20 protein-coding genes, 2 tRNA genes, 3 rRNA genes and 2 pseudogenes are annotated in these 26,277 nt (G+C 67.3%); 4 read left to right on the top strand and 23 right to left on the bottom strand.

The window, feature by feature from the left end; genetic code table 11:
• Positions 1-11: 11 nt before the first annotated feature.
• A pseudogene (gene tnpB / locus QM788_RS02690) lies at positions 12-215 on the bottom strand (IS66 family insertion sequence element accessory protein TnpB); the annotation flags it as partial.
• 130 nt (positions 216-345) lie between these two features.
• Between tnpB and QM788_RS02685 the strand changes: the two are divergent.
• Positions 346-786, top strand: a pseudogene (locus QM788_RS02685) (Mu transposase domain-containing protein); the annotation flags it as partial.
• An 11-nt stretch (positions 787-797) separates the two neighbouring features.
• Here QM788_RS02685 and QM788_RS02680 read toward each other — a convergent pair.
• Together QM788_RS02680 and QM788_RS02675 are read right to left on the bottom strand one after the other, a co-directional pair.
• On the bottom strand, positions 798-1,274 hold the full coding sequence (locus QM788_RS02680; protein ID WP_415660325.1) for a hypothetical protein: 477 nt from the start codon (positions 1,272-1,274) through the stop codon (positions 798-800).
• A 250-nt stretch (positions 1,275-1,524) separates the two neighbouring features.
• Positions 1,525-3,396 (bottom strand): polysaccharide biosynthesis protein, encoded by a 1,872-nt coding sequence (locus QM788_RS02675; RefSeq protein WP_415659920.1) that lies wholly within the window; start codon positions 3,394-3,396, stop codon positions 1,525-1,527.
• A 78-nt stretch (positions 3,397-3,474) separates the two neighbouring features.
• Between QM788_RS02675 and QM788_RS02670 the strand changes: the two genes are divergently transcribed.
• A complete protein-coding gene (locus tag QM788_RS02670; protein WP_415659919.1) occupies positions 3,475-4,029 on the top strand; it encodes a Uma2 family endonuclease in 555 nt (184 codons plus the stop codon).
• On the opposite strand, the gene QM788_RS02665 is transcribed toward QM788_RS02670, so the two are convergent.
• The 8 genes from QM788_RS02665 to QM788_RS02630 form a co-directional block, all read right to left on the bottom strand.
• Positions 4,018-4,605: a sugar transferase gene (locus QM788_RS02665; RefSeq protein WP_415659918.1), complete on the bottom strand. Its 588-nt coding sequence runs from the start codon at positions 4,603-4,605 to the stop codon at positions 4,018-4,020. The genes QM788_RS02670 and QM788_RS02665 overlap by 12 nt on opposite strands.
• Positions 4,602-5,786, bottom strand: coding sequence for a DegT/DnrJ/EryC1/StrS family aminotransferase (locus QM788_RS02660; RefSeq protein WP_415659917.1), 1,185 nt, complete (start codon positions 5,784-5,786; stop codon positions 4,602-4,604). The genes QM788_RS02665 and QM788_RS02660 overlap by 4 nt, the downstream gene beginning before the upstream one ends.
• Positions 5,783-6,214 carry a TA system VapC family ribonuclease toxin gene (locus QM788_RS02655; RefSeq protein ID WP_415659916.1) on the bottom strand — a complete coding sequence of 144 codons (432 nt, stop codon included), beginning with the start codon at positions 6,212-6,214 and terminating at the stop codon, positions 5,783-5,785. The genes QM788_RS02660 and QM788_RS02655 overlap by 4 nt, the downstream gene beginning before the upstream one ends.
• Positions 6,215-6,457, bottom strand: a complete 243-nt coding sequence (locus tag QM788_RS02650; protein WP_415659915.1) for a CopG family transcriptional regulator — start codon at positions 6,455-6,457, stop codon at positions 6,215-6,217. It abuts the gene before it with no gap.
• 38 nt (positions 6,458-6,495) lie between these two features.
• Positions 6,496-7,722 carry a glycosyltransferase family 4 protein gene (locus QM788_RS02645; protein WP_415659914.1) on the bottom strand — a complete coding sequence of 409 codons (1,227 nt, stop codon included), beginning with the start codon at positions 7,720-7,722 and terminating at the stop codon, positions 6,496-6,498.
• On the bottom strand, positions 7,719-8,795 hold the full coding sequence (locus QM788_RS02640) for a glycosyltransferase (protein ID WP_415659913.1): 1,077 nt from the start codon (positions 8,793-8,795) through the stop codon (positions 7,719-7,721). The genes QM788_RS02645 and QM788_RS02640 overlap by 4 nt, the downstream gene beginning before the upstream one ends.
• Before the next feature lie 79 nt (positions 8,796-8,874).
• Positions 8,875-9,444 carry an acyltransferase gene (locus QM788_RS02635; RefSeq protein ID WP_415660310.1) on the bottom strand — a complete coding sequence of 190 codons (570 nt, stop codon included), beginning with the start codon at positions 9,442-9,444 and terminating at the stop codon, positions 8,875-8,877.
• On the bottom strand, positions 9,444-10,640 hold the full coding sequence (locus QM788_RS02630) for a lipopolysaccharide biosynthesis protein (RefSeq protein WP_415659912.1): 1,197 nt from the start codon (positions 10,638-10,640) through the stop codon (positions 9,444-9,446). Before QM788_RS02630 ends, QM788_RS02635 begins: the two co-directional genes overlap by 1 nt.
• A gap of 44 nt (positions 10,641-10,684) precedes the next feature.
• Here QM788_RS02630 and lysS point away from each other — a divergent pair, with 44 nt between their 5' ends.
• Positions 10,685-12,202 (top strand): lysine--tRNA ligase, encoded by a 1,518-nt coding sequence (gene lysS, locus QM788_RS02625; protein ID WP_415659911.1) that lies wholly within the window; start codon positions 10,685-10,687, stop codon positions 12,200-12,202.
• Positions 12,203-12,307: 105 nt separating this feature from the next.
• On the opposite strand, the gene QM788_RS02620 is transcribed toward lysS, so the two are convergent.
• The 7 genes from QM788_RS02620 to QM788_RS02590 form a co-directional block, all read right to left on the bottom strand.
• Positions 12,308-12,685 (bottom strand): DUF4148 domain-containing protein, encoded by a 378-nt coding sequence (locus tag QM788_RS02620; RefSeq protein WP_415659910.1) that lies wholly within the window; start codon positions 12,683-12,685, stop codon positions 12,308-12,310.
• A 189-nt stretch (positions 12,686-12,874) separates the two neighbouring features.
• On the bottom strand, positions 12,875-13,663 hold the full coding sequence (locus tag QM788_RS02615; RefSeq protein WP_415659909.1) for an enoyl-CoA hydratase: 789 nt from the start codon (positions 13,661-13,663) through the stop codon (positions 12,875-12,877).
• Positions 13,660-14,760 carry a DUF3108 domain-containing protein gene (locus QM788_RS02610; RefSeq protein ID WP_415659908.1) on the bottom strand — a complete coding sequence of 367 codons (1,101 nt, stop codon included), beginning with the start codon at positions 14,758-14,760 and terminating at the stop codon, positions 13,660-13,662. The genes QM788_RS02615 and QM788_RS02610 overlap by 4 nt, the downstream gene beginning before the upstream one ends.
• Positions 14,761-14,914: 154 nt before the next feature.
• Positions 14,915-16,633 carry a M61 family metallopeptidase gene (locus QM788_RS02605; RefSeq protein WP_415659907.1) on the bottom strand — a complete coding sequence of 573 codons (1,719 nt, stop codon included), beginning with the start codon at positions 16,631-16,633 and terminating at the stop codon, positions 14,915-14,917.
• Complete coding sequence (locus QM788_RS02600; RefSeq protein WP_415659906.1) at positions 16,633-17,070, bottom strand: DUF3429 domain-containing protein; 438 nt, start codon at positions 17,068-17,070, stop codon at positions 16,633-16,635. The genes QM788_RS02605 and QM788_RS02600 overlap by 1 nt, the downstream gene beginning before the upstream one ends.
• 5 nt (positions 17,071-17,075) lie before the next feature.
• Positions 17,076-17,804, bottom strand: coding sequence for a DsbC family protein (locus QM788_RS02595; protein WP_415659905.1), 729 nt, complete (start codon positions 17,802-17,804; stop codon positions 17,076-17,078).
• Between the two features lie 22 nt (positions 17,805-17,826).
• Positions 17,827-18,948: an FAD-dependent monooxygenase gene (locus QM788_RS02590; protein WP_415659904.1), complete on the bottom strand. Its 1,122-nt coding sequence runs from the start codon at positions 18,946-18,948 to the stop codon at positions 17,827-17,829.
• Positions 18,949-19,080: 132 nt separating this feature from the next.
• Between QM788_RS02590 and ychF the strand changes: the two genes are divergently transcribed.
• Positions 19,081-20,175, top strand: a complete 1,095-nt coding sequence (gene ychF / locus QM788_RS02585) for a redox-regulated ATPase YchF (RefSeq protein ID WP_415659903.1) — start codon at positions 19,081-19,083, stop codon at positions 20,173-20,175.
• 182 nt (positions 20,176-20,357) lie between these two features.
• On the opposite strand, the gene rrf is transcribed toward ychF, so the two are convergent.
• From rrf to QM788_RS02560, 5 genes are all read right to left on the bottom strand, one after another.
• Positions 20,358-20,470, bottom strand: a 5S ribosomal RNA gene (gene rrf, locus QM788_RS02580).
• A gap of 182 nt (positions 20,471-20,652) precedes the next feature.
• A 23S ribosomal RNA gene (locus QM788_RS02575) occupies positions 20,653-23,527 on the bottom strand.
• Positions 23,528-23,841: 314 nt separating this feature from the next.
• A tRNA-Ala gene (locus tag QM788_RS02570) sits at positions 23,842-23,917 on the bottom strand.
• Between the two features lie 23 nt (positions 23,918-23,940).
• Positions 23,941-24,017 (bottom strand) — tRNA-Ile (locus tag QM788_RS02565).
• Between the two features lie 191 nt (positions 24,018-24,208).
• A 16S ribosomal RNA gene (locus QM788_RS02560) occupies positions 24,209-25,732 on the bottom strand.
• Together the 16S, 23S and 5S rRNA genes with 2 tRNA genes alongside form the textbook arrangement of a ribosomal RNA operon.
• Positions 25,733-26,277 lie beyond the last annotated feature (545 nt).

Here is a 26,277-nt window from a genome sequence, read left to right as displayed (position 1 = left end):
TGCGTCACAGGCAGCTGTGCGGCGGCAGTGTCGCGTGGCCAGACGAAGCGCCCCTGGTGCAGACGGCGTGCTGCCAGCCACAGGCCGATGCCGTCATGCACGAGCACCTTCATGCGCGTGGCGCTGCGGTTGGCGAACAGGTAGGCATGGTGCGGCTTGGCGCTGCCAAAGACGAGCACCACGCGCGCAAGGGCAGTCTCCGTGCCGGCCCGCATGTCCAGTGGTGCCGTCGCCAGCCAAGCGGCGTCGATGCGGATCAACGCAGCAGCTCTCGTAGCCAGGCCGCGCAGGCGTCGGCAGCACTGATCGGCCACGAGACTGCAATGGTCGTTACACCGCGCTGCAGTGGCGGTGCTGCCGGCGCGCCCAGGGCGCCCCCAGGACAAGGCCAAGGTCGAGGTGGGCGTGCAGGTGGTCGAGCGCTGGATCCTGGCGCGCATGCGCCATCGGCGCTTCTTCAGCCTGGTGGAGCTCAACCGCGCCATCGCCCAACTGCTGGCCGACCTCAACCAGCGCCCGTTCAAGAAGCTGCCTGGCTGCAGGGCGGTGGCGTTTGCGGCACTGGATGCGCCGGCTTTGAAGCCGCTGCCAGCAATGCCGATGGTGCTCGCGAAGTTCAAGCCGGCGCGCGTCAACATTGACTATCACGTGGCCTTCGAGGGCCACTACTACTCGGTGCCGCACCAGCATGTTGGCGCCGCCGTGGAACTGCGCATCACGGCGGGCACGCTGGAGGTGCTCCTGCGGCGCCAGCGCATCGCCGCGCACGCGCTCATGCTTCACCAACACACTCTGGATCAGGCACCCCACTGCAGGTGTCCGCGATCGCCCCCAACGCTGTCCGCGATCAGCTTGGAATGGGTGTCCGCGATCAATGGAATGCGCAGCCAGGCGGCCAGCCGCGAGAACTCCCCCGAGTTGCAGCCCAGTTCCCGCACCCGCGACGGCGCCAGGCCGCGGATCCAGCGCGTCACAGCGTCGCGTTTGTTCTGGAGGTCGGCATCGCTGTAATGCGCGCGTTCGCCGACGTAGTGGTCGACCAGCGGCTCGAAGGACAGCAGGTCGCAGAACACCGGCCGGCCGCCGTCGAAGATCACGTTCCAGGCCGACGCGTCCTTCAGGTCGCCCCCCGCCTCGACGGCCTCGCGCCGCAGCCGCAGCGTGAACTCCGCCGCCTGGAACAGCTGCAGGTCACACCACTCCGGCGGCAGGCTGACGAAGGGCACCCGGCGCGCAGACACCGTGCGCTCGTCAACGATCTCGAAGTCGACCAAATCGCCCTGATCGCGCCAGCGGATTGCGCACGAACACGATCACCGCGCCGACCAGCGCGATCAGGCCCTGCCAGATCAGTATGCCCGAACCGGGATCCACATAGGCGTGAGCGCTCTACGGCACGCTCAACACGAGCGCCACCACACCAATTTGCCGAGAATTGACGCCGCCGCCCCTGTTTGCTGCCAGCTGCTTCGTGCTGGCATGTCATTGAATATGCGGCGGATTTTCACATCTTTGTCATCGAGCCTATCCGCGATCGGAACGGAACTCCGCCCCCAGCAGCTGTCGCAACTGCTCGCGGGCCTCGGCGTCCGACACGACTTCCGACGTGCGCGCGGTCACCAGCAGCGCCTCGATGTCCTGGCTGGCCGAGCGATCGTCCAGCCGGGCCAGCAGCAGCCGCTCGAACCGCGTGGGCAGCGTGAGGTCGCTGTCGCTGAGCAGCTCCTCGTACAGCTTCTCCCCGAGCCGCAGGCCAGTAAACGCCACCGTGACGTCCGCGGCGGCCTGTCCCGACATCCGGATCATCTGCATCGCCAGATCCACGATCTTCACCGGCTCGCCCATGTCGAGCACGAACACCTGCCCGTTCTCCCCGATCGCTCCCGCCTGCACGACCAGCCGTGCCGCCTCCAGGATCGTCATGAAATAACGCGTGACCTCCGGATGCGTCACCGTCACCGGCCCGCCTTTCGCAATCTGCTCCTTGAACTTCGGGATCACGCTGCCGCTTGATCCCAGCACGTTGCCGAACCGCACCGCCATGAACTTCGTCGCGTGGCCCTGCCCCGCCATGTGGCTGACCACCAGTTCCGCCGCCCGCTTGGTCGCGCCCATCACGTTCGTCGGATTGACGGCCTTGTCCGTCGAGATCAGCACGAACCTCTCGACCCCGGATTCAGCCGCCGCCACACACGCGTGATACGTCCCCAGCGTGTTGTTCCTCAGCGCCGCCCACGCGTTTTCCTCCTCCATCAACGGCACATGCTTGTATGCCGCCGCATGGAACACGATCTGCGGCCGGTACTTGCCGAACACGTGGCGCAGGTGCTCCAGGTCCTTCACGTCGCCGATCAGGCGCACCAACGGGATGTGCGGGAACTTCTCGCCCAGTTCCTGCTCGATGGTGTACAGCGCGAACTCGCTCAGTTCGTACAGCACGATCTTCGACGGGCCGTAGCGGGCCACCTGCCGGCACAGCTCCGAGCCGATGGAGCCGCCCGCGCCGGTGATCAGCACGGTCTTGCCGCCCAGGCATTCGCTGATGCCGCCCTCGTCGAGTTCGACGGGCTCCCGCCCCAGCAGGTCTTCCGGCTCGATGTCGCGCACCTGGTCCACATGCCGGCCCGCCAGCAGTTCCTGGCTGCTGGGCACGGTCAGCACGGGCAGGCCCGTCTGGCCGGCCAGGTCCAGCGCACGGTGCCGCTGTGCGGTGGAGGCCGCCGGCATGGCGACGACGATGTGCGTGATGCCGTGCAGTTCCGCGTAGCGCCGCGCCGCCTCCAGCGTGCCCAGCACGGGCACGCCCGCGACGCGGGCGCCGCGCTTCTCGGGGGCGTCGTCCAGAAAGCCCACCACCACCCAGCCCTGGCTGTGCTGGATGCCCGCCACCAGCAGCCGCCCCGCGTCGCCCGCGCCCATGACGAGGGCCCGGCGCTGCTCCTGCGTGCTGCCGCTGATGCGGCTGCGCATGTGCTCGTAGAGCATGCGGTAGCCCATGCGCATCATGGCCAGCAGCATCAGCGTGAAGACCGGGTGCAGCGCGAGCACCGCGCGCGGGACGGCGGACAGCTGGGCCATCAGCACGGCGACGGCGCCGATCAGGCCCGCGACGGCGCAGGCCACCGCCAGCCGCTTGACCTCGCCGAAGCCGCTGAAGCGCCACATGCCCTTGGGCACGTTGAACAGCTTCAGCAGCACGCCGTACAGCGCGACGATGGCGAGCATGACCCAGGGGTCGTAGTCGGGCCGCGCGCTGAACCAGCGCTCGAAGCCGAGGCGGAACAGGTAGGTGGCCTGCCAGGCGATGACGACGGTGAGCAGGTCCAGCAGCAGCGCCAGCGCCTCGCGGTGGGGGCGCAGGCGGGTCAGGAAGGTGTCGAGTTGCTGCCAGGTCATGGGGCGCGGATTGTCGCAGCGGATAATCGCCGGCCACGCAGCGAGGTACACATGGGACAAGCCGCCACACGGTCCAAGTTGAGCGCCGAGGACTACCTGGCCTGGGAAGCGGGCCAGCAGGAACGCCATGAATACCTGGACGGCGAGGTGTTCAACATGGCCGGCGCGGAAGAGCGTCATGTGACGGTCACGGGCAACGCCTACATGGCGCTGCGCCGGCATGTAGGCGGCTCGCCTTGCCGCGTCTTCATGCTCGACATGAAGCTGGCCGTCGATGCGAGCAACGCCTACTTCTACCCCGACGTGTTCGTGACCTGCGGTGAGGCGGACCGGGCCAGCCCGCTCGTCAAGCGCGAACCCAAGCTCATCGTGGAAGTGCTGTCGCCCGGCACGGCGGCCTATGACCGTGGCGCGAAGTTCGCGCACTACCGCCGCATCGCCACGCTGACCAAGTACGCGCTGATCGACCTCGACTCGCGCCGCACCGATGTGTACCGCCTGGGCGCCGACGGGCTGTGGGTGCTGCACCCGTTCGAGGCCGGGCAGGCGGTGACGTTCGCCAGCCTGGGGCTGACGGTGCCCGCCGAGACCTTGTTCGAGGACGTGGACGAGGCGCCCGCCTCAGCCGCGTAGCACGCGGCCCAGCGTCCGCAGGATCAGCCGCAGGTCGGCCGCCAGGCTGGCGCGCGCCGCGTAGTCGGCGGACAGCCGCAACTTGGCCGGCAGGATGACCTCGCAGTACTCGCGCTCGGGGTCGCTGGCTGCGGCCAGCAACTCGGCCTCGTGGCTGAAGGCCAGCGACGCGGGGTCGGTGATGCCCGGCCGGACCGACAGCACCACCTCGCGCAGCGCCTCGGGGTAGAGCGCCACGTAGCGCGGCACCTCCGGCCGCGGGCCGACGAGGCTCATCGCGCCACGCAGCACGTCCCACAGCTGCGGGAGCTCGTCCAGCTTGGTCGCGCGCAGCCAGCGGCCGGCGCGCGTGATGCGCGGGTCGGCGCCGACGGTGATCTCGGCGCCGGGTGCCACACGCATCGTGCGGAACTTGTGGATCGTGAACGGCACGCCAAAGCGGCCGACGCGGGTCTGGCGGAACAGCGCCGGGCCGGGCGAGTCCAGCCTGATCCACAGCGCGGCCAGCAGCAGCAGCGGCGCGAGGACCAGCAGGCCCAGCGCCGCGCACAGCAGGTCGAACAGCCGTTTGCTCAAGCGAGCAGGCCGCGCACGGCGGCGATGACACGCTCCACGTCGGCATCGCTCATCGCCGTGTACAGCGGCAGGCTGGCCGTACGCTCGAACGCCTTCTGCGAGTGCGGGAACTGCTCCGGCCTGAGGCCGTAACGGTCGCGCCAGTAGGGGTGCAGGTGCAGCGGCACGTAATGCACGCTGCAGCCGATGCCGGCGGCGAACAGGCCTTCGATGAAGGCGTCGCGCGAAATCGGCGCGTCGTCCGCCAGGCGCACCGCGTAGAGGTGCCAGGCGTGGACGTCGCCTTCGGGCGCGTCGGGCGGCAGGATCAGCGGCAGGTCGGCGAAGGCCGCGTGGAAGCGCCGGGCGATCTGCTCGCGGCGCGCCTGGAAGGCCGGCAGGCGCTTCAGCTGGTGCAGGCCCAGCGCGGCGGCGATGTCGGTCAGGTTGTACTTGAAGCCGGGCGCGACGATCTCGTAGTACCAGCTCGGCACCTTCGCGGTGAAGCGGTCGAAGGCGTCGCGGCTCATGCCGTGCAGGCGCATCACGCGGGCGCGCCTGGCCAGCTCGGCGTTGCGCGTGACCAGCATGCCGCCCTCGCCGGTCGTCATGGTCTTGTTGGCGTAGAAGCTGAAGACGGTGGCGTCGCTGCCCAGCGTGCCGATCAGCTCCTTCTCCAGCGTGGTGGGCAGCGCGTGCGCGGCGTCCTCGATGACGCGCAGGCCGTGGCGGCGCGCGATGTCCAGCACGGCCAGCATGTCCACCGCGAGGCCGCCGTAGTGGACGGGCAGGATGGCGCGGGTGCGCGGCGTGATCGCGGCCTCGATGGCGGCGATGTCGATGTTCAGCGTCGCCGGGTCGATGTCGACCAGCTTCACGTCGGCGCCGAGGTAGCGCACCACCTCGGCGGTGGCGGTGAAGGTGTGCGTGGTGGTGATGACCTCGTCGCCGGGGCCGAGGCCGATGGCCTCCAGCGCCAGGTGCAGGCCGGCTGTGGCGGAGTTGACGGCGATGCACTCCAGCGGCCCGTCGCCGCCGTTGCGGCCCAGGAACTCGGCAAAGGCCTGCTCGAAGCGCTTGGCCTTGGGGCCGGTGGTGATCCAGCCGGATTTCAGCGTGTCGACGACTTCGGCGATCTCGTCGTCGCCAAGGTCGGGGAGGGCAAACGGAAGGAAAGGAAGGAAGGGTTGTGTGTTGGTCATGCGAGCACGAGCAGATTGTTGGGCTTCACATCACGCACAGCCTGCACTGCGATGCCCCTGTCGAGCGTCACGAGACAACCGCCGCGACGAACCGCCAAGGCCAGCAGGTAGATATCGGTGATCTGACGCGAACCCGTCACCCGATCCCAGAGAATGGCTCCGGGTTCGAGCAGGCTGATGTCGTCAGCCCAGAATTCGTGACCGGCCTGCGCAGCGGCCAGCGCCAGTCGCTCGGCCACGTCGCCCGGCGCCTGCCGGTTGAGGTAGGAACGCCCAGACAGGATGCGCAGCGCGCCGTTCTGTGTCAGCGGGCAAGACGCCCAGCCACGGCTGAAATGCCCGCTCCACCAACTCATCGTCAGGTGGTGGTGGATGTGATTGGCGTCCAGCAAGGCCAGCAGCACGTTGACGTCGAGCAGCGACCTCACTCAAACACCCTCTTCGTCACGCACGGCGTTGACATGCTCCTGCGTGATGACCAGGCCCGGCACGGGCGGAAACGGCAAAAAGCCGCCGACCGCCCCGGTCGGCTTGGCGGGCTGCCCGCCTCCTCCTGTCAGCGCCCGGCGCAGCAGCCGCGACACCACGGCACCGGCGGTGGTGCCTTCGTGCCGGGCGAGTTCCTTGGTGGCGGTGAGCAGGTCGTCGTCGATGTCGAGGGTGGTGCGCATCGCGGGGCCTCATGTGATGCAATGATGCGCAGATGCTATCACCGCAGCGCCTCGATGAAGCGTGCCGCCAGCACCGGGTAGGCGTGGTGCGCCATCGCGAACGCCCGGCCGCGCCGGCCCATCGCGGCGCGCGCGTCCGCGGGCAGCGCGGCGAGCCGGCGCAGGCCGTCGGCGACCGCCCGCGGGTCCTGCGGCGCGACGGTCAGCCCCGCGCCGGCCTCGGCCACCGGGTCGTTGCCGGCCTCGACCGAGTGCAGCACGGCGCGCCCGGCCATCAGGTAGTCGATCAGCTTGTTGGGCGCGATGCCGAAGCGGTAGATCGGCGTGCGCTGCCAGCCGATGTAGGCGATGTCGAACTGGCCGAGCAGCGTCGGGATCTGCGCCTTCGGGATGGGCGGGAAGCAGCGCACGTTCGCCAGCCCCTCGGCCACGGCGCGCCCGGCCAGGCGCGCGGCCTCGTGGCCGCTGCCGACCAGCACGAAGGCCAGCGGCGCGTCGCGCAGCTGCGCGGCGGCGTCCAGCAGCACGTCCAGCGCATTGGGCAGGCCCATGGAGCCGGCGTAGCCGACGATGACGCGGTCGGCGGCGCGCTCGGCGGCGAGATGGGCCGCCAGCGCCTCGCCCAGCGGCGCCGACTCGCCCTGCCACTCCTCCGGCGCGAAGCCGTTGGGCACGATGTGCAACTTGCGCAGGTCCAGGCCCCGCGAGGCCATGTGCCCGTGCACGCAGGGCAGCATCGAGACCACCACGTCGGCATCGCGGTAGGCGTCGGCCTCGGCCTTGCCGCACAGCAGCGCGAACGGATGGCGCGGCGACATGCCGGACAGCTCGATCAGCGACAGCGGCCACAGGTCGTGCACCTCGTAGACCAGCTTTGCCTTGGCCAGGCGCGCCAGCCTCCTGGCCACCCACACGTCCATCGGGTAGGTGCTGGACGCGATGACCGCGTCGGGCCGGAACTCGCGCGTCAGCCGCCAGGCGTCGGCGCGCAGCTGGCGCAAGAAGCTCAGGATGTTGCGCAGCCGGCCGACGCCGTTGCCGGCGTAGTGCGGCGTGGGCAGCCAGCGGTAGCGGATGCCGTCGATCAGCTCCTCGCGCGACTCGGCGCCGACCTCCGGCTGCACCGCACGCACGTGCGACTGCGAGGCAGCGACGATCAGCACCTCATGCCCCGCCCGCACCCATTCGCGGGCCAGGTAGTAGGGCCGGAACTCCATGCCGTGGCGCGGCGAGCCGGCGTAGTGGTTGACGAGCAGGATCCTCATGCCGGGCCCAGCGCCTTCAGCCGGGTCAGGAAGCGCTGCACATGCGGCTCGAACAGGCCGTTCGCGGCCACCCAGTCGCGGTTGGCGGCCGCCAGCGTGGCCACGTCCAGCGCCGCCATGCGCGCCGGCAGGTCGTCCGGCACGCCGACGATCAGGCCGCGCGCCGAGTCGCCGATGAGCTCGCGGTTGGCCGGCAGGTCCGACAGCAGCGGCACGCAACCGTGGGCCATCGCCTCCAGCACCGAGACCGACACCGAATCGCTCTGCGGCAGGCTCAGGAACCAGGTCGAGCGCGCGTAGTGCGCGCCCTGCGCGGCGGCGTCCAGCCGGCCGACGAAGCTGACCCTGTCGCCCAGGCCGCGCGCGGCCGCGTCGGCCTCCAGCGCGGCGCGCAGCGAGCCGTCGTTGGCCACCACCAGCCGCGCGTCGGGCCGCGCCGCCGCGATGCGCGCGAACGCGTCGATGACGAGCTGCGGCCGGTAGATGGGCTCCAGGCCCCGGTTCGCAAAGCACAGCCAGGGCTGCTTCTTCGCGTTCTGCCTGGGCAGGGCCTCCAGCCCGAACGGGAACACCATCACGTCGCGCGCGCCCAGCTCGCGCATGCGCTGGGCCATGTGCTGCGAGTCCGACGTGGTGACCGCGCAGCTGCGCAGCACCTTCGCCGTCATCCACCGCCAGGCGGCGCCCTGGTTGGGCGTGACGAGGATGTCGCTGCCCCAGGCCGAGCCGGCGATCTGCGCGCGCAGCCGCCAGCCCAGCTTGGCCGCCCAGGCCAGCGAGCCGTGCGAGGTCAGGTAGTGCGCGTGCAGCCAGTCGGCATCGGTCTCGGCCAGCCAGGCGCCGATTCTGGGCAGCTGCCTGATCAGCGCGACGTTGCCGCCGCCGTGGTCCGGCGCGGTGTTCAGCGCCAGCCGCTGCGCGTCGGGCAGCAGCTGGTGGAACTCGGGCAGGAAGCCGCGCGACGAGATCGCGTGCAGTTGCACACGGGGCTTCAGCGCGCGCGCCCACTTCAGCAGGTGCGGGCTTTCGCCGTCGCCGATGAGGACGAGCTTGAGGCCGCCGGACAGGCTCATGACAGCACCGCCCGCTCGGCCGCCCGGAGGGCGGTGCGCGCCGCCTCGGGGGGCCGTGAACGCAGTGAGCGCGGGGGCATCATGCGCCCCCCCTCCCCGCCCAGCCCTCGTAGGCGGCGCGCAGCTCGGGGTGGCGGGCCAGCAGCGCGGCGTCGCGCGCGCGCGTGTCGCCCACCTGGCGCGCGGGCTGGCCGGCCATGATGGCGAAGTCCGGCGCCGCGCCGCGCAGCTGCGCGTAGGCGCACAGGATGGCGCCCTTGCCCAGCGTGCTGCCGGGCTCGATCAGGCTGTGCGGGCCGACGAAGCTGTAGGCCCCCAGGCGCACCGGCGCCTTGCGGTAGCCCGGCGGCTCGCCGCCCGCGGTGGCGAAGCGGCGGCCGTTGACGCGCAAGGCGTCATGGGTGCTGTGGGTCACGATGGAACAGAAGTTGGTGATCTGCACGCCCTCCTCGATGATGAGGCCGGCGCTGGCGTCGATAAAGTTGAACTGGCCGATGAAGACATGGTCGCCCAGGCGCAGGCCGGCCTCGCCTTCGAGGCAGGTGCTGGGCGCGATGCGCGAATGCGGCGCGCCGGCCTCGCCGAACAGCATGCGGAAGCCGAGCAGCCGCAGCAGGCGGCGGCGCAGGCGGTTGATCAAGACACGCATCATTCCCAGGTCCACAGCGCCCAGAAGAAGTAGCCGAAGTAGAGCAGCATCGCCGCCGACACGCCCCAGCCCGCGCCGGCCAGGCCGCCCAGCTGGAGGCCCGCCGCCAGCCCGGCGACGAACAGCGCCTGGCCGACCAGCGCCAGCTTCAGCGCCCAGGCCTGCGCGCCCCAGGCCATCGGCACGACCGACAGCGGCGCGGCGACGAAGTGCAGCGCGACATAGGGCGCCAGCGACCGCGCCAGCTCGCCCGCGCCGCGCCATTCCGGGCCGAACACGGTGGCGAACAGCCAAGGCCCGGCCGCCAGCAGCACGAGCATCAGCGGCAGCGCGAGCGCGGCCAGCAGCAGCAGGTTGTGGCGCACCAGCGCACGCGCCTCGGCGAGGCTTGTGGCCTGCGTGAGGCGCGGGTATAGCGCCTGCGACAGCGAGCCGCCCACCAGCGACGCCGGCGCCTTCAGATAGCGCAACGCCAGTGCCCAGGCGCCGGCCTCGGGCGCGCCCAGCCAGGCCGTCAGCAGCGCGATGGCCAGCGTGTCCTGCAGCGCGCCGGCAAAGGCATGCGGCGTGTTCAGCAGCGGGAAGCCGCGGTGCTTGGCCGCCATCGCGCGCAGCGGCCGCGGCGCCAGCAACTGCCGCCATCCGCCCGCAGGCGCGGGCCGGGCCTGCACGATCGCGGCGGCGCCCGTGGCCAGCGTCGCGCCGGCCATCAGACCCCAAGGGCCGGCCTGCATCAGCCCGAAGCCCACCTGGGCCAGCGCGCCACCGCCCCATTGCGCGACGCGCCCCCAGGCCAGCGCCGCGAAGCGCCCGGCCCGCGCCGCCCACTGGCCCAGCGCCTGGCTGACCGCCAGCGCCAGCACGGCCAGCGGCAGCGCAGCGGCGAGGGGCAGTCCGGCCCAGGCCATCCAGGCGCCGCCGACGAGCACGGCCGCCGCGACGACGGCCAGCAGCACGCGCAGGCACAACGCCAGCAGCGTGGCGGCGGCGGACTCGTCCTTCTCCAGCGCCAGCGCGAACTCGTAGCGCGCACAGCCGACGACGGCCAGGTTGCCCGCCACCGTCCACACCAGCGAGAACTGCCCGTATTCGGCCGGCGTGTACAGCCGCGCGATCCACGGCCCCAGCAGCAGCGGCACGGCCTGGGCCAGCGCGCTGCCGGCCAGCAAGGTGAGGGTGGCGCGCTTCAGGCTCATAGGGGCGCGGGATTCTAAAATCCCCGGCTCACCAAGGCCCCGCAATGACCCACCACACCCCGACCATTCCCGCACCCGCGCCGACGGACGACAACCAGCTGATCGCCGAGCGCCGCGAAAAACTGGCCGCGCTGCGGGCCGCCACGCGCGTGCCCTTCCCCAACGACTTCAAGCCCGCGCACCGCGCCGCGTCGCTGCAGGCGCAGTACGGCGAGATCCCGAACGAGGAACTGGAGCCGCAGGGCATCCGGGTCACGGTGGCCGGCCGCATGATGCTCAAGCGCGTGATGGGCAAGGCCAGCTTCTGCACGCTGCAGGACGCCACCGGCCGCATCCAGCTGCGCGTGACCATCGACCACCTGGGCGCCGAGGCCTACGACGCCTTCAAGCACTGGGACCTGGGCGACATCCTCGGCGCCGAGGGCACGCTGATGCGCACCAAGACCGGCGAGCTGACCGTCACCGTCACCACGCTGCGCCTGCTGACCAAGAGCCTGCGCCCGCTGCCGGACAAGTTCCACGGCATGACCGACCAGGAGCAGAAGTACCGCCAGCGCTACGTCGACCTGATCACCGACGAAGACGCCCGCAGGCGCTTCGTCGCGCGCAGCCAGGGCGTGTCGGCCATCCGCAGCTTCATGGTGGAGCACGGCTTCCTGGAGGTGGAGACGCCCATGCTCCACCCCATCCCCGGCGGCGCCAACGCCAAGCCCTTCGTGACGCACCACAACGCGCTGGACCAGGAGATGTTCCTGCGCATCGCGCCCGAGCTGTACCTGAAGCGGCTGGTGGTGGGCGGCTTCGAGCGCGTGTTCGAGATCAACCGCAACTTCCGCAACGAAGGCATCTCGGTGCGCCACAACCCCGAGTTCACGATGATGGAGTTCTATGCGGCCTACTGGACGCACCACGACATCATGGACTTCACCGAAGCCGTGCTGCGCCACGCCGCGATCGCCGCCACCGGCAGCGCCGCGCTGACCTATGCCGGCAAGCCCGTCGCGCTGGACAAGCCCTTCGCCCGCGTGTCCGTGCGCGACTCGCTGATCCGCTACGCCGGCCTGACCGGCGAGGAGGCCGACGACGCCGACCTGCTGCGCGCCCGGATCATCGCCGCCGGCGAAGAGGCGCCGGCCCGCTGGAGCCTGGCCGAACTGCAGTTCGGCCTGTTCGAGGCGGTGGTCGAGGAGAAGCTGTGGGAGCCCACCTTCATCATCGACTACCCCGTCGAGGTCTCGCCGCTGGCCCGCGCGTCCGACGCCGACCCGAGGATCACCGAGCGCTTCGAGCTGTTCATCACCGGCCGCGAGTACGCCAATGGTTTCTCCGAGCTGAACGATGCCGAGGACCAGGCCGCCCGCTTCCACGCCCAGGTGGCCAACAAGGACGACGGCGACGAGGAGGCGATGTACTACGACGCCGACTTCATCCGCGCGCTGGAGTACGGCATGCCGCCCACCGGCGGCTGCGGCATCGGCATCGACCGGCTGATGATGCTGATCACCGATTCGCCGTCGATCCGGGACGTGATCCTCTTCCCGGCGCTGCGCCGGGAAGCTTGACGTCCACCGGCGCTGCGCCGGGAGGCCTGAACGCCACCGGCGAGCCGGCGGCGGATGCAAAAAGGGCGGCCCGCGAGGCCGCCCTTGTCATGCCCGGTGGCGCGTTCAGCGGCCGGCCAGCGCGGAAGCGCGATGCACGGTGGGCACCGGGAAGTCGCCCAGCTCGCGGGCGGCGTTCTCGCCATGGTCGGCGGCTTCGGCGGCGGCGACCCTGGCGTCGCGGGGCATCGCCGTCGGCTTGGCCGTCAGCACGGCCTGGCGGGGCAGCGTGGCCGTGGCGACGGCCGCCTTGGCGGACGCCGGGACGGCCACCTCCACACCCATTTCACCCTGGATGACCGCCAGCTCGCCGCTGCTGCGCGCCGCCGCCAGTTCGGCGATGACGGCTGCGCGGGTCAGCGGCGCGGTTTCGGTGGCCTGGGCCGAGGCGGCACCGGCGGCGATCAGCAGGGAGGCGGCGAGGAGGGGGGACAGCTTGCTCATCAAGAGACTCCTTCAGCAGCGGCGGGAACGCCCGCCGCCTGGGTATCCGGACACCGCGACCGCGTTGTCCATGGCCCGCACTGTAGGCAGCGCCTCTCCGTAGAAACACCAGGCTGCCGGGAACTGACTGTTCACAAGTCGCAAACAGTCGCCAGCCGCCCGCCCCCATCAGATCGGGAACGCAAGCAATCAGCGGTGCTCGAACGACGGGGCCCGCTTGGCCAGGAAGGCCTCCATGCCCTCGCGCTGGTCGTGGCTGCCGAACAGCGCGTGGAAGTAGCGGCGCTCCACGGCCACGCCATCGCTCAGCGGCCCCTGGAAGGCCAGGTTCACCAGCTCCTTGATCAGCATGACGGACGGCGCGCTGAAGCCGTTGATGGCCTCGGCGGCGGCCAGCGCCTCGTCCAGCAGCTTGTCGGCCGGCACCACGCGCGCCACCAGGCCGGCGCTCTCGGCCTCGGCGGCGCCCATCATGCGGGCGGTCAGCAGCAGGTCCATGGCCTTGCTCTTGCCGACCGCGCGCGGCAGGCGCTGCGTGCCGCCGGCGCCGGGCACGATGCCCAGCTTGATCTCGGGCTGGCCGAACTTGGCGGTGTCGGCCGCGATGATGAAGTCGCACATCATCGCCAGCTCGCAGCCGCCGCCCAGCGCGAAGCCGGCCACCGCGGCGATCACGGGCTTGCGCACGCGCAGGATGGTCTCCCAGTTCTTCGAGATCAGCCCGCTCTTGAAGGCGCTGGCGAAGCTGTGGGGCAGCATCGTGGCGATGTCCGCCCCGGCCGCGAAGGCGCGCTCGGAGCCGGTCAGCACGATGCAGCCGATGCCGTCGTCGGCGTCGAAGGCCAGCAGCGCGCGGCCCAGCTCGTCCATCAGCGAGTCGTTCAGCGCATTCAGCGCCTTGGGCCGGTTCAGCGTGATGAGGCCGGTCTTGCGCGGGCCGTCGCCGTGCACGGCGGTGAGGATGCATTCATAGGTCATGGCGGGGGTCTCCGGGGGCTGTCGTCGGGCGATTCTGGCGCGGCTTGCAGCGGCGCGTGCTGCAGCCGCAGGTCGATGTGGGTCTGCGCGTCCTGGCGGATCACGAGGCGCACCGGCAGGTATTGCAGCGACGGCGCCAGCCACACCTCGGCCGCCAGCACGCCGCCGCCGGGCGGCCGCACGGGGCGCAGGTGCCAGGCGAGCACCGGCCCCAGCGGCGTGTCCACCGCCGCCTCGCCCACCACCTCGTAGGTCCAGGCGTACTGCCGCTGCGGCAGCACCAGCGGGAAGCGCACCCGGTGCCCGGCCTGCAGCGGCTCGCGGCCGGTGAGGAACAGCCAGGTCAGCTGCACGAACTGGCTGGTCGAGTCCTGCGCGCCGGCCGGCACGGGCTGGCGCGCGCCACTGGCGAGCTGCACCTCGCCGCCCTGGAAGAACACACTGGCGCGACGGCCCTCGCCGACGAGGACGCGCGTCGCCTCGTCGTAGCGCTGCGGCGCGATGCCCTGCGGCGTCAGCCGCCCCTGGCTGCTCATGCGGCGCGTGATCAGCGGCGCGAAGCCGGGGCCGACGTCCACGTCCAGGTGGACCTGGTAGTCGTGCCCCCGGCGCAGCCATTCCACCTGCGCCTGGCCATGCACCTCGCCGCGGTAGTAGCCGGTCAGCCGGTAGCTGAGCCGGGTGGACAGCGGCCATTCGGGGCCGGGCTCCGGCGGCGCCTCGGGGCCGGCGGCGGAGGCCGGGGGCGCTGCGGCCGCCGCGAGAGCGCCGGGCGCCGACGCCGGCATGAGCTCGGGCTGGGGCTCGGGGGCCGGAACGGGCTCGGGGACGGGCTCCGGCGCCGAGGCCGGCGGCTCGGGCGCGGCGGCCTCGGGCGCCGGCCGGCGTGCTGCCGGCGCGGGTGGCGGTGGGCGCGACCGGGCGGGCGGCACCTGCATCGCCATCTCGCGCACGAACTCGACCTGCAGGCGCGGCGGCATCGGCGGCGGGCCGTCGCGCACCCAGCCGTCGTGCAGGCGCTGCACCTCGCGGCCCAGCAGCAGGTGCAGCGCCAGCACGGCCGCCACCAGCAGCAACGGCGGCCGCGGCGCCCTCATCGCCGGTTCAGGCGATGTGGCCGAGCGGGCCGTCCCAAGGTGCGCCATCGAGGCGCAACGCGCGGCCATCGCTCGGGCGATGGCGGGCATTGGCAACGAAGCGCGCGTGCGGTGGGGCGGAACGGGCGGCCATGTCGGGTGCGGTCACACCTTGTCAGGCGCCCAGCCAGCGCCGCCGGGAGCGCAGCGCGGCCGGCGCGCCGCCGGCCAGCGCCAATGCGACCGCCGCCGGCCGCGCGGGTGGCAGCGCCACGGCCAGTTCGACGAGGCGCTGGTCGCGGCTCACCAGCAGGCGCAGCGTGGCGTCGCCGGCCGGCAGCAGCGCGGGCGCGTCGTCCAGCCGGCGCAGCCGCCAGCCGTTGCAGCCCAGGATGTCGTCGCGCGCGTTCAGCCCGCCCGCCTCGGCGGCGCCGCCGCGGAGCACGTGCGTGACGGTGATGCCGCTCAGCGCGCTCTCGCGCACGCGCAGCCCCAGGCGCTGGGCGACGCTGGCGCGGCCCTCGTCGCGCCAGGCCACGCCGGCGGCCTCCAGCAGCTCGCGCAGCGGCAACTCGCCGGTGCCGTGCACCCACTGCCGCAGTTGCTCGGCCAGGTCGCCGCCGCCCAGCGCGCGCACGGCGGCCAGCACCTCGTCCTCGCCGACCGGGCCGCCGCCGGTGGCGCGCCACAGCCGCCGCATCAGCGCGTCCAGGCTGGACCGGCGCGCGCGCAGGCTCAGGTCCAGACACAGTGCCACCAGCGCGCCCTGCGCGTAGTAGTTGCTCGTGGTGTTGGGGCTGTTCTCGTCGGGCCGGTAGTACTTGGTCCAGGCCTCGAAGCTGGCGGCGCTCAGCGGCTGCACGCGCCGGCCCGGCGTGGCCAGCACGCCGTTGACGGACGCGGCCAGCAGCTTCAGGTAGCGCGGCGCGTCGACGAGGCCGGCGCGCAGCAGCATCAGCTCGTCGTAGTAGCTGGTGAAGCCTTCGAAGAACCACAGCAGCCTGGTGTGGTTCTCGCGCTGGTAGTCGAAGCGCGCGAACTCCGCCGGCCGCAGCCGCTTGACGTTCCACGCATGGAAGTACTCGTGGCTGAACAGGCCCAGCAACCGCGCATAGCCGTCGCCCGGCGCCGCGCCCTCGGCGGCGGTGGGCAGCTCGCGGCGGGCGCAGATCAGCGCCGTGCTGGCGCGGTGCTCCAGGCCGCCGTGGCCGTCGTCCACGGCCCACAGCAGGAAGCTGTAGCGCGGGAACGGCGCGCCGCCCCAGAAGGCGATCTGCGCTTCGCAGATGCGCTGCACGTCGGCCAGCAGCCGCGCGCCGTCGAAGCTGGGCCAGGCGCCCGCGACGACGATGCGGTGCGGCACGCCGGCGGCGGTGAACTCGCCCTGCCAGTGCGGGCCGATCTCGAAGGGGTGGTCGAGCAGTTCGTCGTAGTCGGCGGCTTCGTAGCCGCCGCCGGCCTCGGCCATCTCGGTGGCGACCCGCCAGCCGGCCGGCACGCGGGCCAGTGCGAGGCCGTGCCGCTCGCCCTCGCGGCCGTGCGCGCGCAGGCACAGGCTGCTGGCGTTGAAGAAGGCGCGCCGGTCGTCCAGCCAGGCTGTGCGCACGGAGGCGTCGAAGGCGTAGACCTCGTAGCTCAGCACCAGCGCCGCGCGGCCGCTGCAGCGTACGCGCCAGCTGGCCTTGTCGAGCTGCTCGACGGGCAGCTCGCGCCGGCCCTGGCGCGCGCTCAGGCCGCTGAGGTGCTTGGCGAATTCGCGCACCAGGTAGCTGCCCGGGATCCACACCGGCAGGCTGAAGTCCTGCACCGCGTCCGGCGCCGGCAGCGTCAGCGTGACGCGCCAGCGGTGGGCCGCGCGGTCGGCCAGCTCGATGCGGTAGCGCGGCCCGGCCATCAGCTGCCTGCGGCGGCGAGGAAGCAGCTCAGGGCCGCGACCGCGGTGAGGCGGAAGCGCAGCGTCAGCCAGTCGGCGGCGCCGAGCTGGGTGTAGATGCGGCGGTCGAACACGTAGCAGGCGATCAGCACGCCGCCGTGCAGCGCCAGGCCCGCGTAGGGCGCCATCAGCACGCCCAGCCAGCCCAGCAGCACGGCTGCCGCGCCCCACACCAGCGGCTGCCGGCCCGGCAGCCCGCGCGCGAACGACAGGCCCCAGTGGATGCCGCCGAGGCAGGCGATGACCAGGCCGGCCCAGGCCGACAGCCCGGTGGTGATGAAGACGTGCTGGTCCAGATCCCGGCCGCCGATCAGCCAGACCAGCGCGCAGCCGAGCACGAAGGGGATGAGGCTGGCGTAGCCGAGGCGGTGCGCGAATTCGCGGTGGGCGGGGCTCATCGCGGTCAGGGCTTGCCGGCCGTAGCGGCCAGGGCCTGCAGGCGCCGCTCCAGTTCCACCGGGCCGACGGCGCCGGGGATGCGGTTGCCGTCTTCGAGCAGGATGGCCGGCGTGCCGTTGACGTGGATACGGCGCGACAGCGCCAGGTTGCGCTCGATGGCGGCGTCGTCGCACGAGGCCGCGGCCTTCGGCGGCTGCTCGCCCTTGAGCATCCAGCCCAGCCAGGCGCCGGTCCTGTCCTTGGCGCACCAGATGCCGCGCGCCTTGTCGGGCGAATCGCCGCCGAGGATGGGGATCATGAAGGTGTAGACGGTGACGTCCTTCATCTCCTGCAGCGCGGCCTCGAAGCGCTTGCAGTAGCCGCAGTTGGGGTCGGCGAACACGGCGATGCGGCGCTTGCCGCTGCCGCTCTTCCAGACCAGCGCGTCCTTGAACGGCAGCGTGGCGAAGTCCACCCGGTTGATCTGCGCGACGCGCTCGGCAGTCAGGTTCCTGCGCGCCTTCAGGTCGATCAGCTCGCCCTCGATGAAGAAGCTGCCGGTGGGGTCGGTGTAGCGCAGCTCGTTGCCGAAGCGGACCTCCCACAAGCCCGGCATGGCGCTGGGCCGCACCTCGTCGATCTTGGGCGCATTGGGCATGCGCTCGGCGATGGCCTTGCGGATGGCGGCCTCGTTGGCCAGGGCGGGCAGGCTCGCGGCGAGCAGGGCGGACAGGATCAGGGAACGGTAGGGCACGTTGGAATCTGGGAGCAGGACATCAGAGGCCGAGCGCGCGGCGGGTCAGCCAGCGCTTGACGGGGGGGAGCTGGTTCAGCGCATCCAGCCCGCGGTTGCGCAGCCCCTGTGCGGCGGGGTGCGGATGGGCGAACAGGCGCTGCAGCGCGTCGGTCAGCTCGCCCATGGCCAGCGTGGGCGCCAGGCGCTCGCGGGCGTAGCGGCGCAGCAGCCGCTCGTCGCCCAACGGCCGCCAGGGCTCGCGCGCCTGCAGCACGCGGGACAACGCGGCCACGTCGGCCAGGCCCAGGTTCAGGCCCTGCCCGGCCAGCGGATGCACCAGGTGCGCCGCGTCGCCCAGCAGCGCCCAGCCCGGGCCACTGACGGCACCGGCCCGCGCCAGCGCCAGCGGCCAGGCGGCCCGCAGGCCACCCAGCGCCAGCTCGCCGGCGGCGCCCGCGGTCGCCTGGTTGAGCTCGCGTTCGAAATCCGCGTCGGGCATCGCCAGCAGCTGCTGCGCGCGCTCGTCGGCACACGACCACACCAGCCCGTAGGACCGGCCAGGGGTGGGGCGTTCGAAGGGCAGCAGCGCCAGCACCTCGCCGCCCGCGCCGAACCACTGCCGCGCCACGCCCTGGTGCGGGCGGTCCGCGACCAGCCGCGTGGCCAGCGCGCGGTGGCCGTAAGGCTTGGGCTCGAATGCCACGCCCAGCGCCGCGCGCGCGGCCGACTCGCGGCCCTCGCACAGGGCCGTCAGCGCCGCCGGCGTCTCGGGCGCCACGTCATGCACATGCGGTGAGAAGCGCAGCGCCGCGGCCAGCTGCGCATCCAGCGCGGCGGCGTCGACGATGAAGGCCAGTTCGCGCACGCCCTGCTGCCATGCCGAGAAGCCGAGCCGGCCGGCCGGCCGGCCGGTGGCGGCATCGCCGCAGATGACCATGTCGTACACGGGGCAGACGGCGTCTTCCGGCAGCGCCCCCCAGATCTTCAGCTCGCCGAGCAGCGCCACCGATGCCGCGTTCAGCGCATAGGTGCGCACGTCCTCGGCACGCGCCGGCTGCGGCGCCCCGGCCATGCCCACGGTCAGGCCCTGGGCGGCCAGGCTGAGCGCCAGGCTGCTGCCGACCGCGCCCCGCCCCTTCACCAACACGTCCACGCTTTGCATCCGGCGATTGTAGGCAGCGGGGTCCGGCCGCCCGACCGAGCGGGACGGCCCGCGCCGCAGTGGCCGACTAAAATCACGCCTCTCGGCAGCGGCGCTCCGCCGCCCGCCGCCTCCCCATCAGAAAGCCCTGCCATGAGCCTCAAATGCGGCATCGTGGGCCTGCCCAACGTCGGCAAGTCCACGCTCTTCAACGCCCTGACCAAAGCCGGCATCGCCGCCGAAAACTACCCCTTCTGCACGATCGAGCCCAACGTCGGCGTCGTCGAGCTGCCCGATCCGCGCTTGGCGGCGCTGGCCGAGATCGTCAAGCCCGAGCGCGTGCTACCGGCCGTGGTCGAGTTTGTCGACATCGCCGGCCTTGTCGCCGGCGCCAGCAAGGGCGAGGGCCTGGGCAATCAGTTCCTCTCGCACATCCGCGAGACCGATGCCATCGTCAACGTGGTGCGCTGCTTCGAGGACCCGAACGTCATCCATGTGAATGGCCGCGTCGATCCCATCGCCGATATCGAGGTCATCCAGACCGAACTGTGCCTGGCCGACCTGGGCACCGTGGACAAGAGCCTGGTGCGCTACAGCAAGGTGGCCAAGGCCGGCGGCGACAAGGAAGCCGCCCGCCTGGTCGAGGTGCTGAAGAAATGCCAGGCCGCGCTGAACGAGGCCAAGCCCGTGCGCTCCATCGAGTTCAGCAAGGAAGAACTCGCCGTGCTGAAGCCGCTGTGCCTGATCACCGCCAAGCCGGCCATGTTCGTCGGCAACGTGTCGGAAGACGGCTTCGAGGACAACCCCTTCCTGGACCGGCTGCGCGAGTACGCCGCGAGCCAGGGCGCGCCGGTCGTCGCCATCTGCGCCAAGACCGAGGCCGACCTGGCCGACATGAGCGACGAGGACCGCACGCTGTTCCTCGCCGAGATGGGCCAGGACGAGCCCGGCCTGAACCGGCTGATCCGCGCGGCCTTCAAGCTGCTGGGCCTGCAGACTTACTTCACCGCGGGCGTGAAGGAAGTGCGCGCCTGGACCATCCGCATCGGGGACACCGGCCCGCAGGCCGCGGGTGTCATCCACACCGACTTCGAGCGGGGCTACATCCGCGCCCAGACCATCGCCTATGACGACTTCATCCAGTACCGTGGCGAGCAAGGCGCCAAGGATGCGGGGAAGATGCGGGCGGAAGGCAAGGACTACGTGGTCAAGGACGGAGACGTTCTGCATTTCCTGTTCAACGTCTGACCGACGCCGGAGTCCAGCAGCACCTGAACTCAGCGATCGCAAACCAAATAAGAACCCGCCCAGGCGGGTTTTCTCATTGCGGTTTTCGTTACCCAGGAAGTGTTGGCAGGCCGAGGATTTCCGTTCCCGCAAAAGCAAAACCCCCGCCATCTTTCGATGACGGGGGCTGGCTTCAATAAATAGCCTGACGATGACCTACTTTCACACGGGAATCCGCACTATCATCGGCGCTGACTCGTTTCACTGTCCTGTTCGGGATGGGAAGGAGTGGGACCAAGTCGCTATGGTCGTCAGGCTTGACGGGTTGGCTTGTTGACAAGGTCAACAAACCCAATTCGTAGAGTCAGCAGAGTTCATCTGCACACAGCAATCATTTGCTGCGAAATCAGTATTTTGATTGCGTCTCCAGACTTCTGAAGAACGACATAACTTGAATCCTCACCTCGAGACGTGCTGAGCACAGACTCTCAAAGTTATAGGGTCAAGCCTCACGGGCAATTAGTACTGGTTAGCTTAACGCATTACTGCGCTTCCACACCCAGCCTATCAACGTCCTGGTCTCGAACGACCCTTCAGGGGGCTCAAGGCCCCGGCAAGACTCATCTTGAGACGAGTTTCCCGCTTAGATGCTTTCAGCGGTTATCTCTTCCGCACTTAGCTACTCGGCAATGCCACTGGCGTGACAACCGATACACCAGAGGTGCGTCCACTCCGGTCCTCTCGTACTAGGAGCAGGCTCTCTCAATCTTGCAGCGCCCACGGAAGATAGGGACCAAACTGTCTCACGACGTTTTAAACCCAGCTCACGTACCTCTTTAAATGGCGAACAGCCATACCCTTGGGACCGGCTACAGCCCCAGGATGAGATGAGCCGACATCGAGGTGCCAAACACCGCCGTCGATATGAACTCTTGGGCGGTATCAGCCTGTTATCCCCAGAGTACCTTTTATCCGTTGAGCGATGGCCCTTCCATACAGAACCACCGGATCACTTTGTCCTACTTTCGTACCTGCTCGACTTGTCAGTCTCGCAGTCAAGCACGCTTATGCCAATGCACTATCGTCACGATTTCCGACCGTAACTAGCGTACCTTCGAACTCCTCCGTTACACTTTGGGAGGAGACCGCCCCAGTCAAACTGCCCACCATACACTGTCCCCAACCCGGATAACGGGCCAAGGTTAGAACCTCAAACACACCAGGGTGGTATTTCAACGTCGGCTCCACCAAAACTAGCGTCCTGGTTTCAAAGCCTCCCACCTATCCTACACAGATCTGTTCAAAGTCCAATGTAAAGCTACAGTAAAGGTTCATGGGGTCTTTCCGTCTTTCCGCGGGGAGATTGCATCATCACAAACATTTCAACTTCGCTGAGTCTCTGGAGGAGACAGTGTGGCCATCATTACTCCATTCGTGCAGGTCGGAACTTACCCGACAAGGAATTTCGCTACCTTAGGACCGTTATAGTTACGGCCGCCGTTTACTGGGACTTCAGTCAAGAGCTTGCACCCCATCATTTAATCTTCCAGCACCGGGCAGGAGTCACACCCTATACGTCGACTTTCGTCTTTGCAGAGTGCTGTGTTTTTAATAAACAGTTGCAGCCACCGATTCTCTGCGGCCTCATTGGGCTCCCCAAGTAAATGGTTCACCTACTAAAGGCACACCTTCTTCCGAAGTTACGGTGTCAATTTGCCGAGTTCCTTCTCCAGAGTTCTCTCAAGCGCCTTAGAATACTCATCTCGCGCACCAGTGTCGGTTTGCGGTACGGTCGTTGCAAGCTGAAGCTTAGTGGCTTTTCCTGGAAGCAGGGTATCACTCACTTCGGAGGCAAGCCTCCTCGTTATCACGCCTCATCTAAGCTCTCCGGATTTGCCTAAAGAGCACGACTACACGCTTGAACCGGGACATCCAACACCCGGCTGAGCTAACCTTCTCCGTCCCCACATCGCACTTGCAATCGGTACAGGAATATTGACCTGTTTCCCATCAGCTACGCATCTCTGCCTCGCCTTAGGGGCCGACTCACCCTACGCCGATGAACGTTGCGTAGGAAACCTTGCGCTTTCGGCGAGGGGGCTTTTCACCCCCTTTAACGCTACTCATGTCAGCATTCGCACTTCTGATACCTCCAGCAGGCTTCACAACCCACCTTCACAGGCTTACAGAACGCTCTCCTACCACGCATATTGCTATGCATCCGCAGCTTCGGTAACTGGCTTAGCCCCGTTACATCTTCCGCGCAGGACGACTCGATCAGTGAGCTATTACGCTTTCTTTAAATGATGGCTGCTTCTAAGCCAACATCCTGACTGTTTTAGCCTTCCCACTTCGTTTCCCACTTAGCCAATTTTAGGGACCTTAGCTGGCGGTCTGGGTTGTTTCCCTCTTGAGTCCGGACGTTAGCACCCGGTGCTCTGTCTCCCAAGCTGTACTCTGCGGTATTCGGAGTTTGCCAAGGTTTGGTAAGTCGCCATGACCCCCTAGCCTAAACAGTGCTCTACCCCCGCAGGTAATACTTGAGGCACTACCTAAATAGTTTTCGGAGAGAACCAGCTATTTCCAAGTTTGTTTAGCCTTTCACCCCTATCCACAGCTCATCCGCTAGTTTTGCAACACTAGTCGGTTCGGACCTCCAGCACCTGTTACGGTACCTTCATCCTGGCCATGGATAGATCACTTGGTTTCGGGTCTACACCCAGCGACTATTCGCCCTATTCGGACTCGATTTCTCTACGGCTTCCCTATTCGGTTAACCTCGCCACTGAATGTAAGTCGCTGACCCATTATACAAAAGGTACGCAGTCACCCTTGCGGGCTCCTACTTTTTGTATGCATGCGGTTTCAGGATCTATTTCACTCCCCTCCCGGGGTTCTTTTCGCCTTTCCCTCACGGTACTTGTTCACTATCGGTCGATTACGAGTATTTAGCCTTGGAGGATGGTCCCCCCATATTCAGACAGGATTTCACGTGTCCCGCCCTACTCTATTCGCGCCTAGTTCCACAATCTACATTTCTCATACGGGGCTATCACCCGCTGTGGCCGGACTTTCCATTCCGTTCTGATATGCAAACTGCTAAAACGCGAGGGCTACTCCGATTTCGCTCGCCACTACTTTCGGAATCTCGGTTGATGTCTTTTCCTCGAGCTACTGAGATGTTTCAGTTCACCCGGTTCGCCTCGCATGCCTATGTATTCAGCATGCGATGACCTTACGGTCGGGTTTCCCCATTCGGAAATCTCCGGATCAAAGCTAATTTGCCAGCTCCCCGAAGCTTATCGCAGGCTATCACGTCCTTCGTCGCCTGTAATCGCCAAGGCATCCACCACATGCACTTAGTCACTTGACCCTATAACTTTGACAGCGCTGACTGCACCGTCGATCAAGGACACGATCCAACCAGATTTCTCCAGTCCGACCGCTTTTTGAGTATTCACGCGTTACGCCGTTCTTCATCTAAACAATTTCTTGCTCAGTTGAAGTCTATGTTTGACGCAATCAAAATGTCGCTGGCGGCACGGTGCACCATTCGGTGCTTTCCGCCAACGACGCTGATTCGACTCTACAAATTGTTAAAGAACAACAGCCGATCTTTCGATCAAGAGCTGGTAAACCTCAGCGAACATCATAATTCGCTAAGGTTTACCAACTGAATGAGTGAACTGGTGGAGGATGACGGGATCGAACCGACGACCCCCTGCTTGCAAAGCAGGTGCTCTCCCAGCTGAGCTAATCCCCCGTACAGACTTCTCTGTCTTTTCGTGGTGGGTCTGGCTGGATTCGAACCAGCGACCCCCGCCTTATCAAGACGGTGCTCTAACCGACTGAGCTACAGACCCACGCGAAACTTGTTGCGTCGCTCTGCATCATCGCCAGGCTGTCGAGGCCAGCTCCACAGGCTCACGCGATTTCACTCACTGTTGTATACAGCCGATAAGTGTGGGCGCTTAAAACGAAGTGCTTGAGCTTTCGCTCTTGGTCGATCTTGCTCTGCATGCTCCTGAGAACACACGAGGCGCGATCTATCTAGAAAGGAGGTGATCCAGCCGCACCTTCCGATACGGCTACCTTGTTACGACTTCACCCCAGTCACGAACCCTGCCGTGGTAATCGCCCTCCTTGCGGTTAGGCTAACTACTTCTGGCAGAACCCGCTCCCATGGTGTGACGGGCGGTGTGTACAAGACCCGGGAACGTATTCACCGCGGCAAGCTGATCCGCGATTACTAGCGATTCCGACTTCACGCAGTCGAGTTGCAGACTACGATCCGGACTACGACCGGGTTTCTGGGATTAGCTCCCCCTCGCGGGTTGGCAGCCCTCTGTCCCGGCCATTGTATGACGTGTGTAGCCCTACCCATAAGGGCCATGATGACCTGACGTCATCCCCACCTTCCTCCGGTTTGTCACCGGCAGTCTCATTAGAGTGCCCTTTCGTAGCAACTAATGACAAGGGTTGCGCTCGTTGCGGGACTTAACCCAACATCTCACGACACGAGCTGACGACGGCCATGCAGCACCTGTGTTCTGGCTCTCTTTCGAGCACTCCCAAATCTCTTCAGGATTCCAGACATGTCAAGGGTAGGTAAGGTTTTTCGCGTTGCATCGAATTAAACCACATCATCCACCGCTTGTGCGGGTCCCCGTCAATTCCTTTGAGTTTCAACCTTGCGGCCGTACTCCCCAGGCGGTCAACTTCACGCGTTAGCTACGTTACTGAGAAGAAACCCTCCCAACAACCAGTTGACATCGTTTAGGGCGTGGACTACCAGGGTATCTAATCCTGTTTGCTCCCCACGCTTTCGTGCATGAGCGTCAGTGCAGGCCCAGGGGATTGCCTTCGCCATCGGTGTTCCTCCGCATATCTACGCATTTCACTGCTACACGCGGAATTCCATCCCCCTCTGCCGCACTCTAGCTATGCAGTCACAAATGCAGTTCCCAGGTTGAGCCCGGGGATTTCACATCTGTCTTGCATAACCGCCTGCGCACGCTTTACGCCCAGTAATTCCGATTAACGCTTGCACCCTACGTATTACCGCGGCTGCTGGCACGTAGTTAGCCGGTGCTTATTCTTCAGGTACCGTCATGAGTCCCAGGTATTAACCAGAACCTTTTCTTCCCTGACAAAAGCGGTTTACAACCCGAAGGCCTTCTTCCCGCACGCGGCATGGCTGGATCAGACTTGCGTCCATTGTCCAAAATTCCCCACTGCTGCCTCCCGTAGGAGTCTGGGCCGTGTCTCAGTCCCAGTGTGGCTGGTCGTCCTCTCAGACCAGCTACAGATCGCAGGCTTGGTAGGCCTTTACCCCACCAACTACCTAATCTGATATCGGCCGCTCCAATCGCGCGAGGTCTTGCGATCCCCCGCTTTCACCCTCAGGTCGTATGCGGTATTAGCTGCTCTTTCGAGCAGTTATCCCCCACGACTGGGCACGTTCCGATACATTACTCACCCGTTCGCCACTCGTCAGCTTAACCTGTTACCGTTCGACTTGCATGTGTAAGGCATGCCGCCAGCGTTCAATCTGAGCCAGGATCAAACTCTACAGTTCGATCTTGAATTTACTCAACGGAATCGAACAAAGACTATTTGCATAGCTTCATTCTCTTTCCGTGAGCGTTTAAAGTCCGAAGGACCGTCATCAGTCACCTGACAACATCACTTCGCCTCAAACGCCCACGCTTATCGGCTGTGAATTCTTAAAGAACATCGCAAACCTCAGAGCCTTGACCCTTCGTTTTGCGTCGCTGACAGCGTTTTGTTGTCAGCAGCAAAGAAGCGAGATTCTAATCTGCTTTTTGCAGCGTCGTCAAGCATTTTTGAAAATTTCTTTTCGCAATACTCAGCAACTTGCTTCCTTCACCACCTTCGAACAGCTCAACTCGTCGAACCATCCGTCAGCAGCAAAGAGGCGAGATTTTGATCCGCTTTCGCAGCACCGTCAAGTGCTTTTCGAAAAAATTCTTCAGAACCCTTTCGCACTCGCCAGCCCTCTCAAGCTCGCCCAGGCCTTGCAGCCCTCCCCGCCATCCCATCACCGCCGTCTCCGGCTAGGCGCTGCGATCAGCGAAGCCCACGACTATAGCGCAGAAAATC

The sequence above is a fragment of the Roseateles sp. genome (assembly GCF_047654785.1).
In the GTDB taxonomy this organism is placed as follows: domain Bacteria; phylum Pseudomonadota; class Gammaproteobacteria; order Burkholderiales; family Burkholderiaceae_C; genus Pelomonas.
This window is presented reverse-complemented; position numbering and strand designations above follow the sequence as displayed.

Excerpts from the sequence above, each read along its gene's own strand:
- QM788_RS02675 (WP_415659920.1), bottom strand. The coding sequence starts at position 3,396 with ATGACCTGGCAGCAACTCGACACCTTCCTGACCCGCCTGCGCCCCCAC.
- QM788_RS02660 (WP_415659917.1), bottom strand. The coding sequence starts at position 5,786 with ATGACCAACACACAACCCTTCCTTCCTTTCCTTCCGTTTGCCCTCCCC.
- QM788_RS02650 (WP_415659915.1), bottom strand. The coding sequence starts at position 6,457 with ATGCGCACCACCCTCGACATCGACGACGACCTGCTCACCGCCACCAAG.
- QM788_RS02645 (WP_415659914.1), bottom strand. The coding sequence starts at position 7,722 with ATGAGGATCCTGCTCGTCAACCACTACGCCGGCTCGCCGCGCCACGGC.
- QM788_RS02640 (WP_415659913.1), bottom strand. The coding sequence starts at position 8,795 with ATGAGCCTGTCCGGCGGCCTCAAGCTCGTCCTCATCGGCGACGGCGAA.
- QM788_RS02635 (WP_415660310.1), bottom strand. The coding sequence starts at position 9,444 with ATGCGTGTCTTGATCAACCGCCTGCGCCGCCGCCTGCTGCGGCTGCTC.
- QM788_RS02630 (WP_415659912.1), bottom strand. The coding sequence starts at position 10,640 with ATGAGCCTGAAGCGCGCCACCCTCACCTTGCTGGCCGGCAGCGCGCTG.
- lysS (WP_415659911.1), top strand. The coding sequence starts at position 10,685 with ATGACCCACCACACCCCGACCATTCCCGCACCCGCGCCGACGGACGAC.
- QM788_RS02620 (WP_415659910.1), bottom strand. The coding sequence starts at position 12,685 with ATGAGCAAGCTGTCCCCCCTCCTCGCCGCCTCCCTGCTGATCGCCGCC.
- QM788_RS02615 (WP_415659909.1), bottom strand. The coding sequence starts at position 13,663 with ATGACCTATGAATGCATCCTCACCGCCGTGCACGGCGACGGCCCGCGC.
- QM788_RS02610 (WP_415659908.1), bottom strand. The coding sequence starts at position 14,760 with ATGAGGGCGCCGCGGCCGCCGTTGCTGCTGGTGGCGGCCGTGCTGGCG.
- QM788_RS02605 (WP_415659907.1), bottom strand. The coding sequence starts at position 16,633 with ATGGCCGGGCCGCGCTACCGCATCGAGCTGGCCGACCGCGCGGCCCAC.
- QM788_RS02600 (WP_415659906.1), bottom strand. The coding sequence starts at position 17,070 with ATGAGCCCCGCCCACCGCGAATTCGCGCACCGCCTCGGCTACGCCAGC.
- QM788_RS02590 (WP_415659904.1), bottom strand. The coding sequence starts at position 18,948 with ATGCAAAGCGTGGACGTGTTGGTGAAGGGGCGGGGCGCGGTCGGCAGC.
- ychF (WP_415659903.1), top strand. The coding sequence starts at position 19,081 with ATGAGCCTCAAATGCGGCATCGTGGGCCTGCCCAACGTCGGCAAGTCC.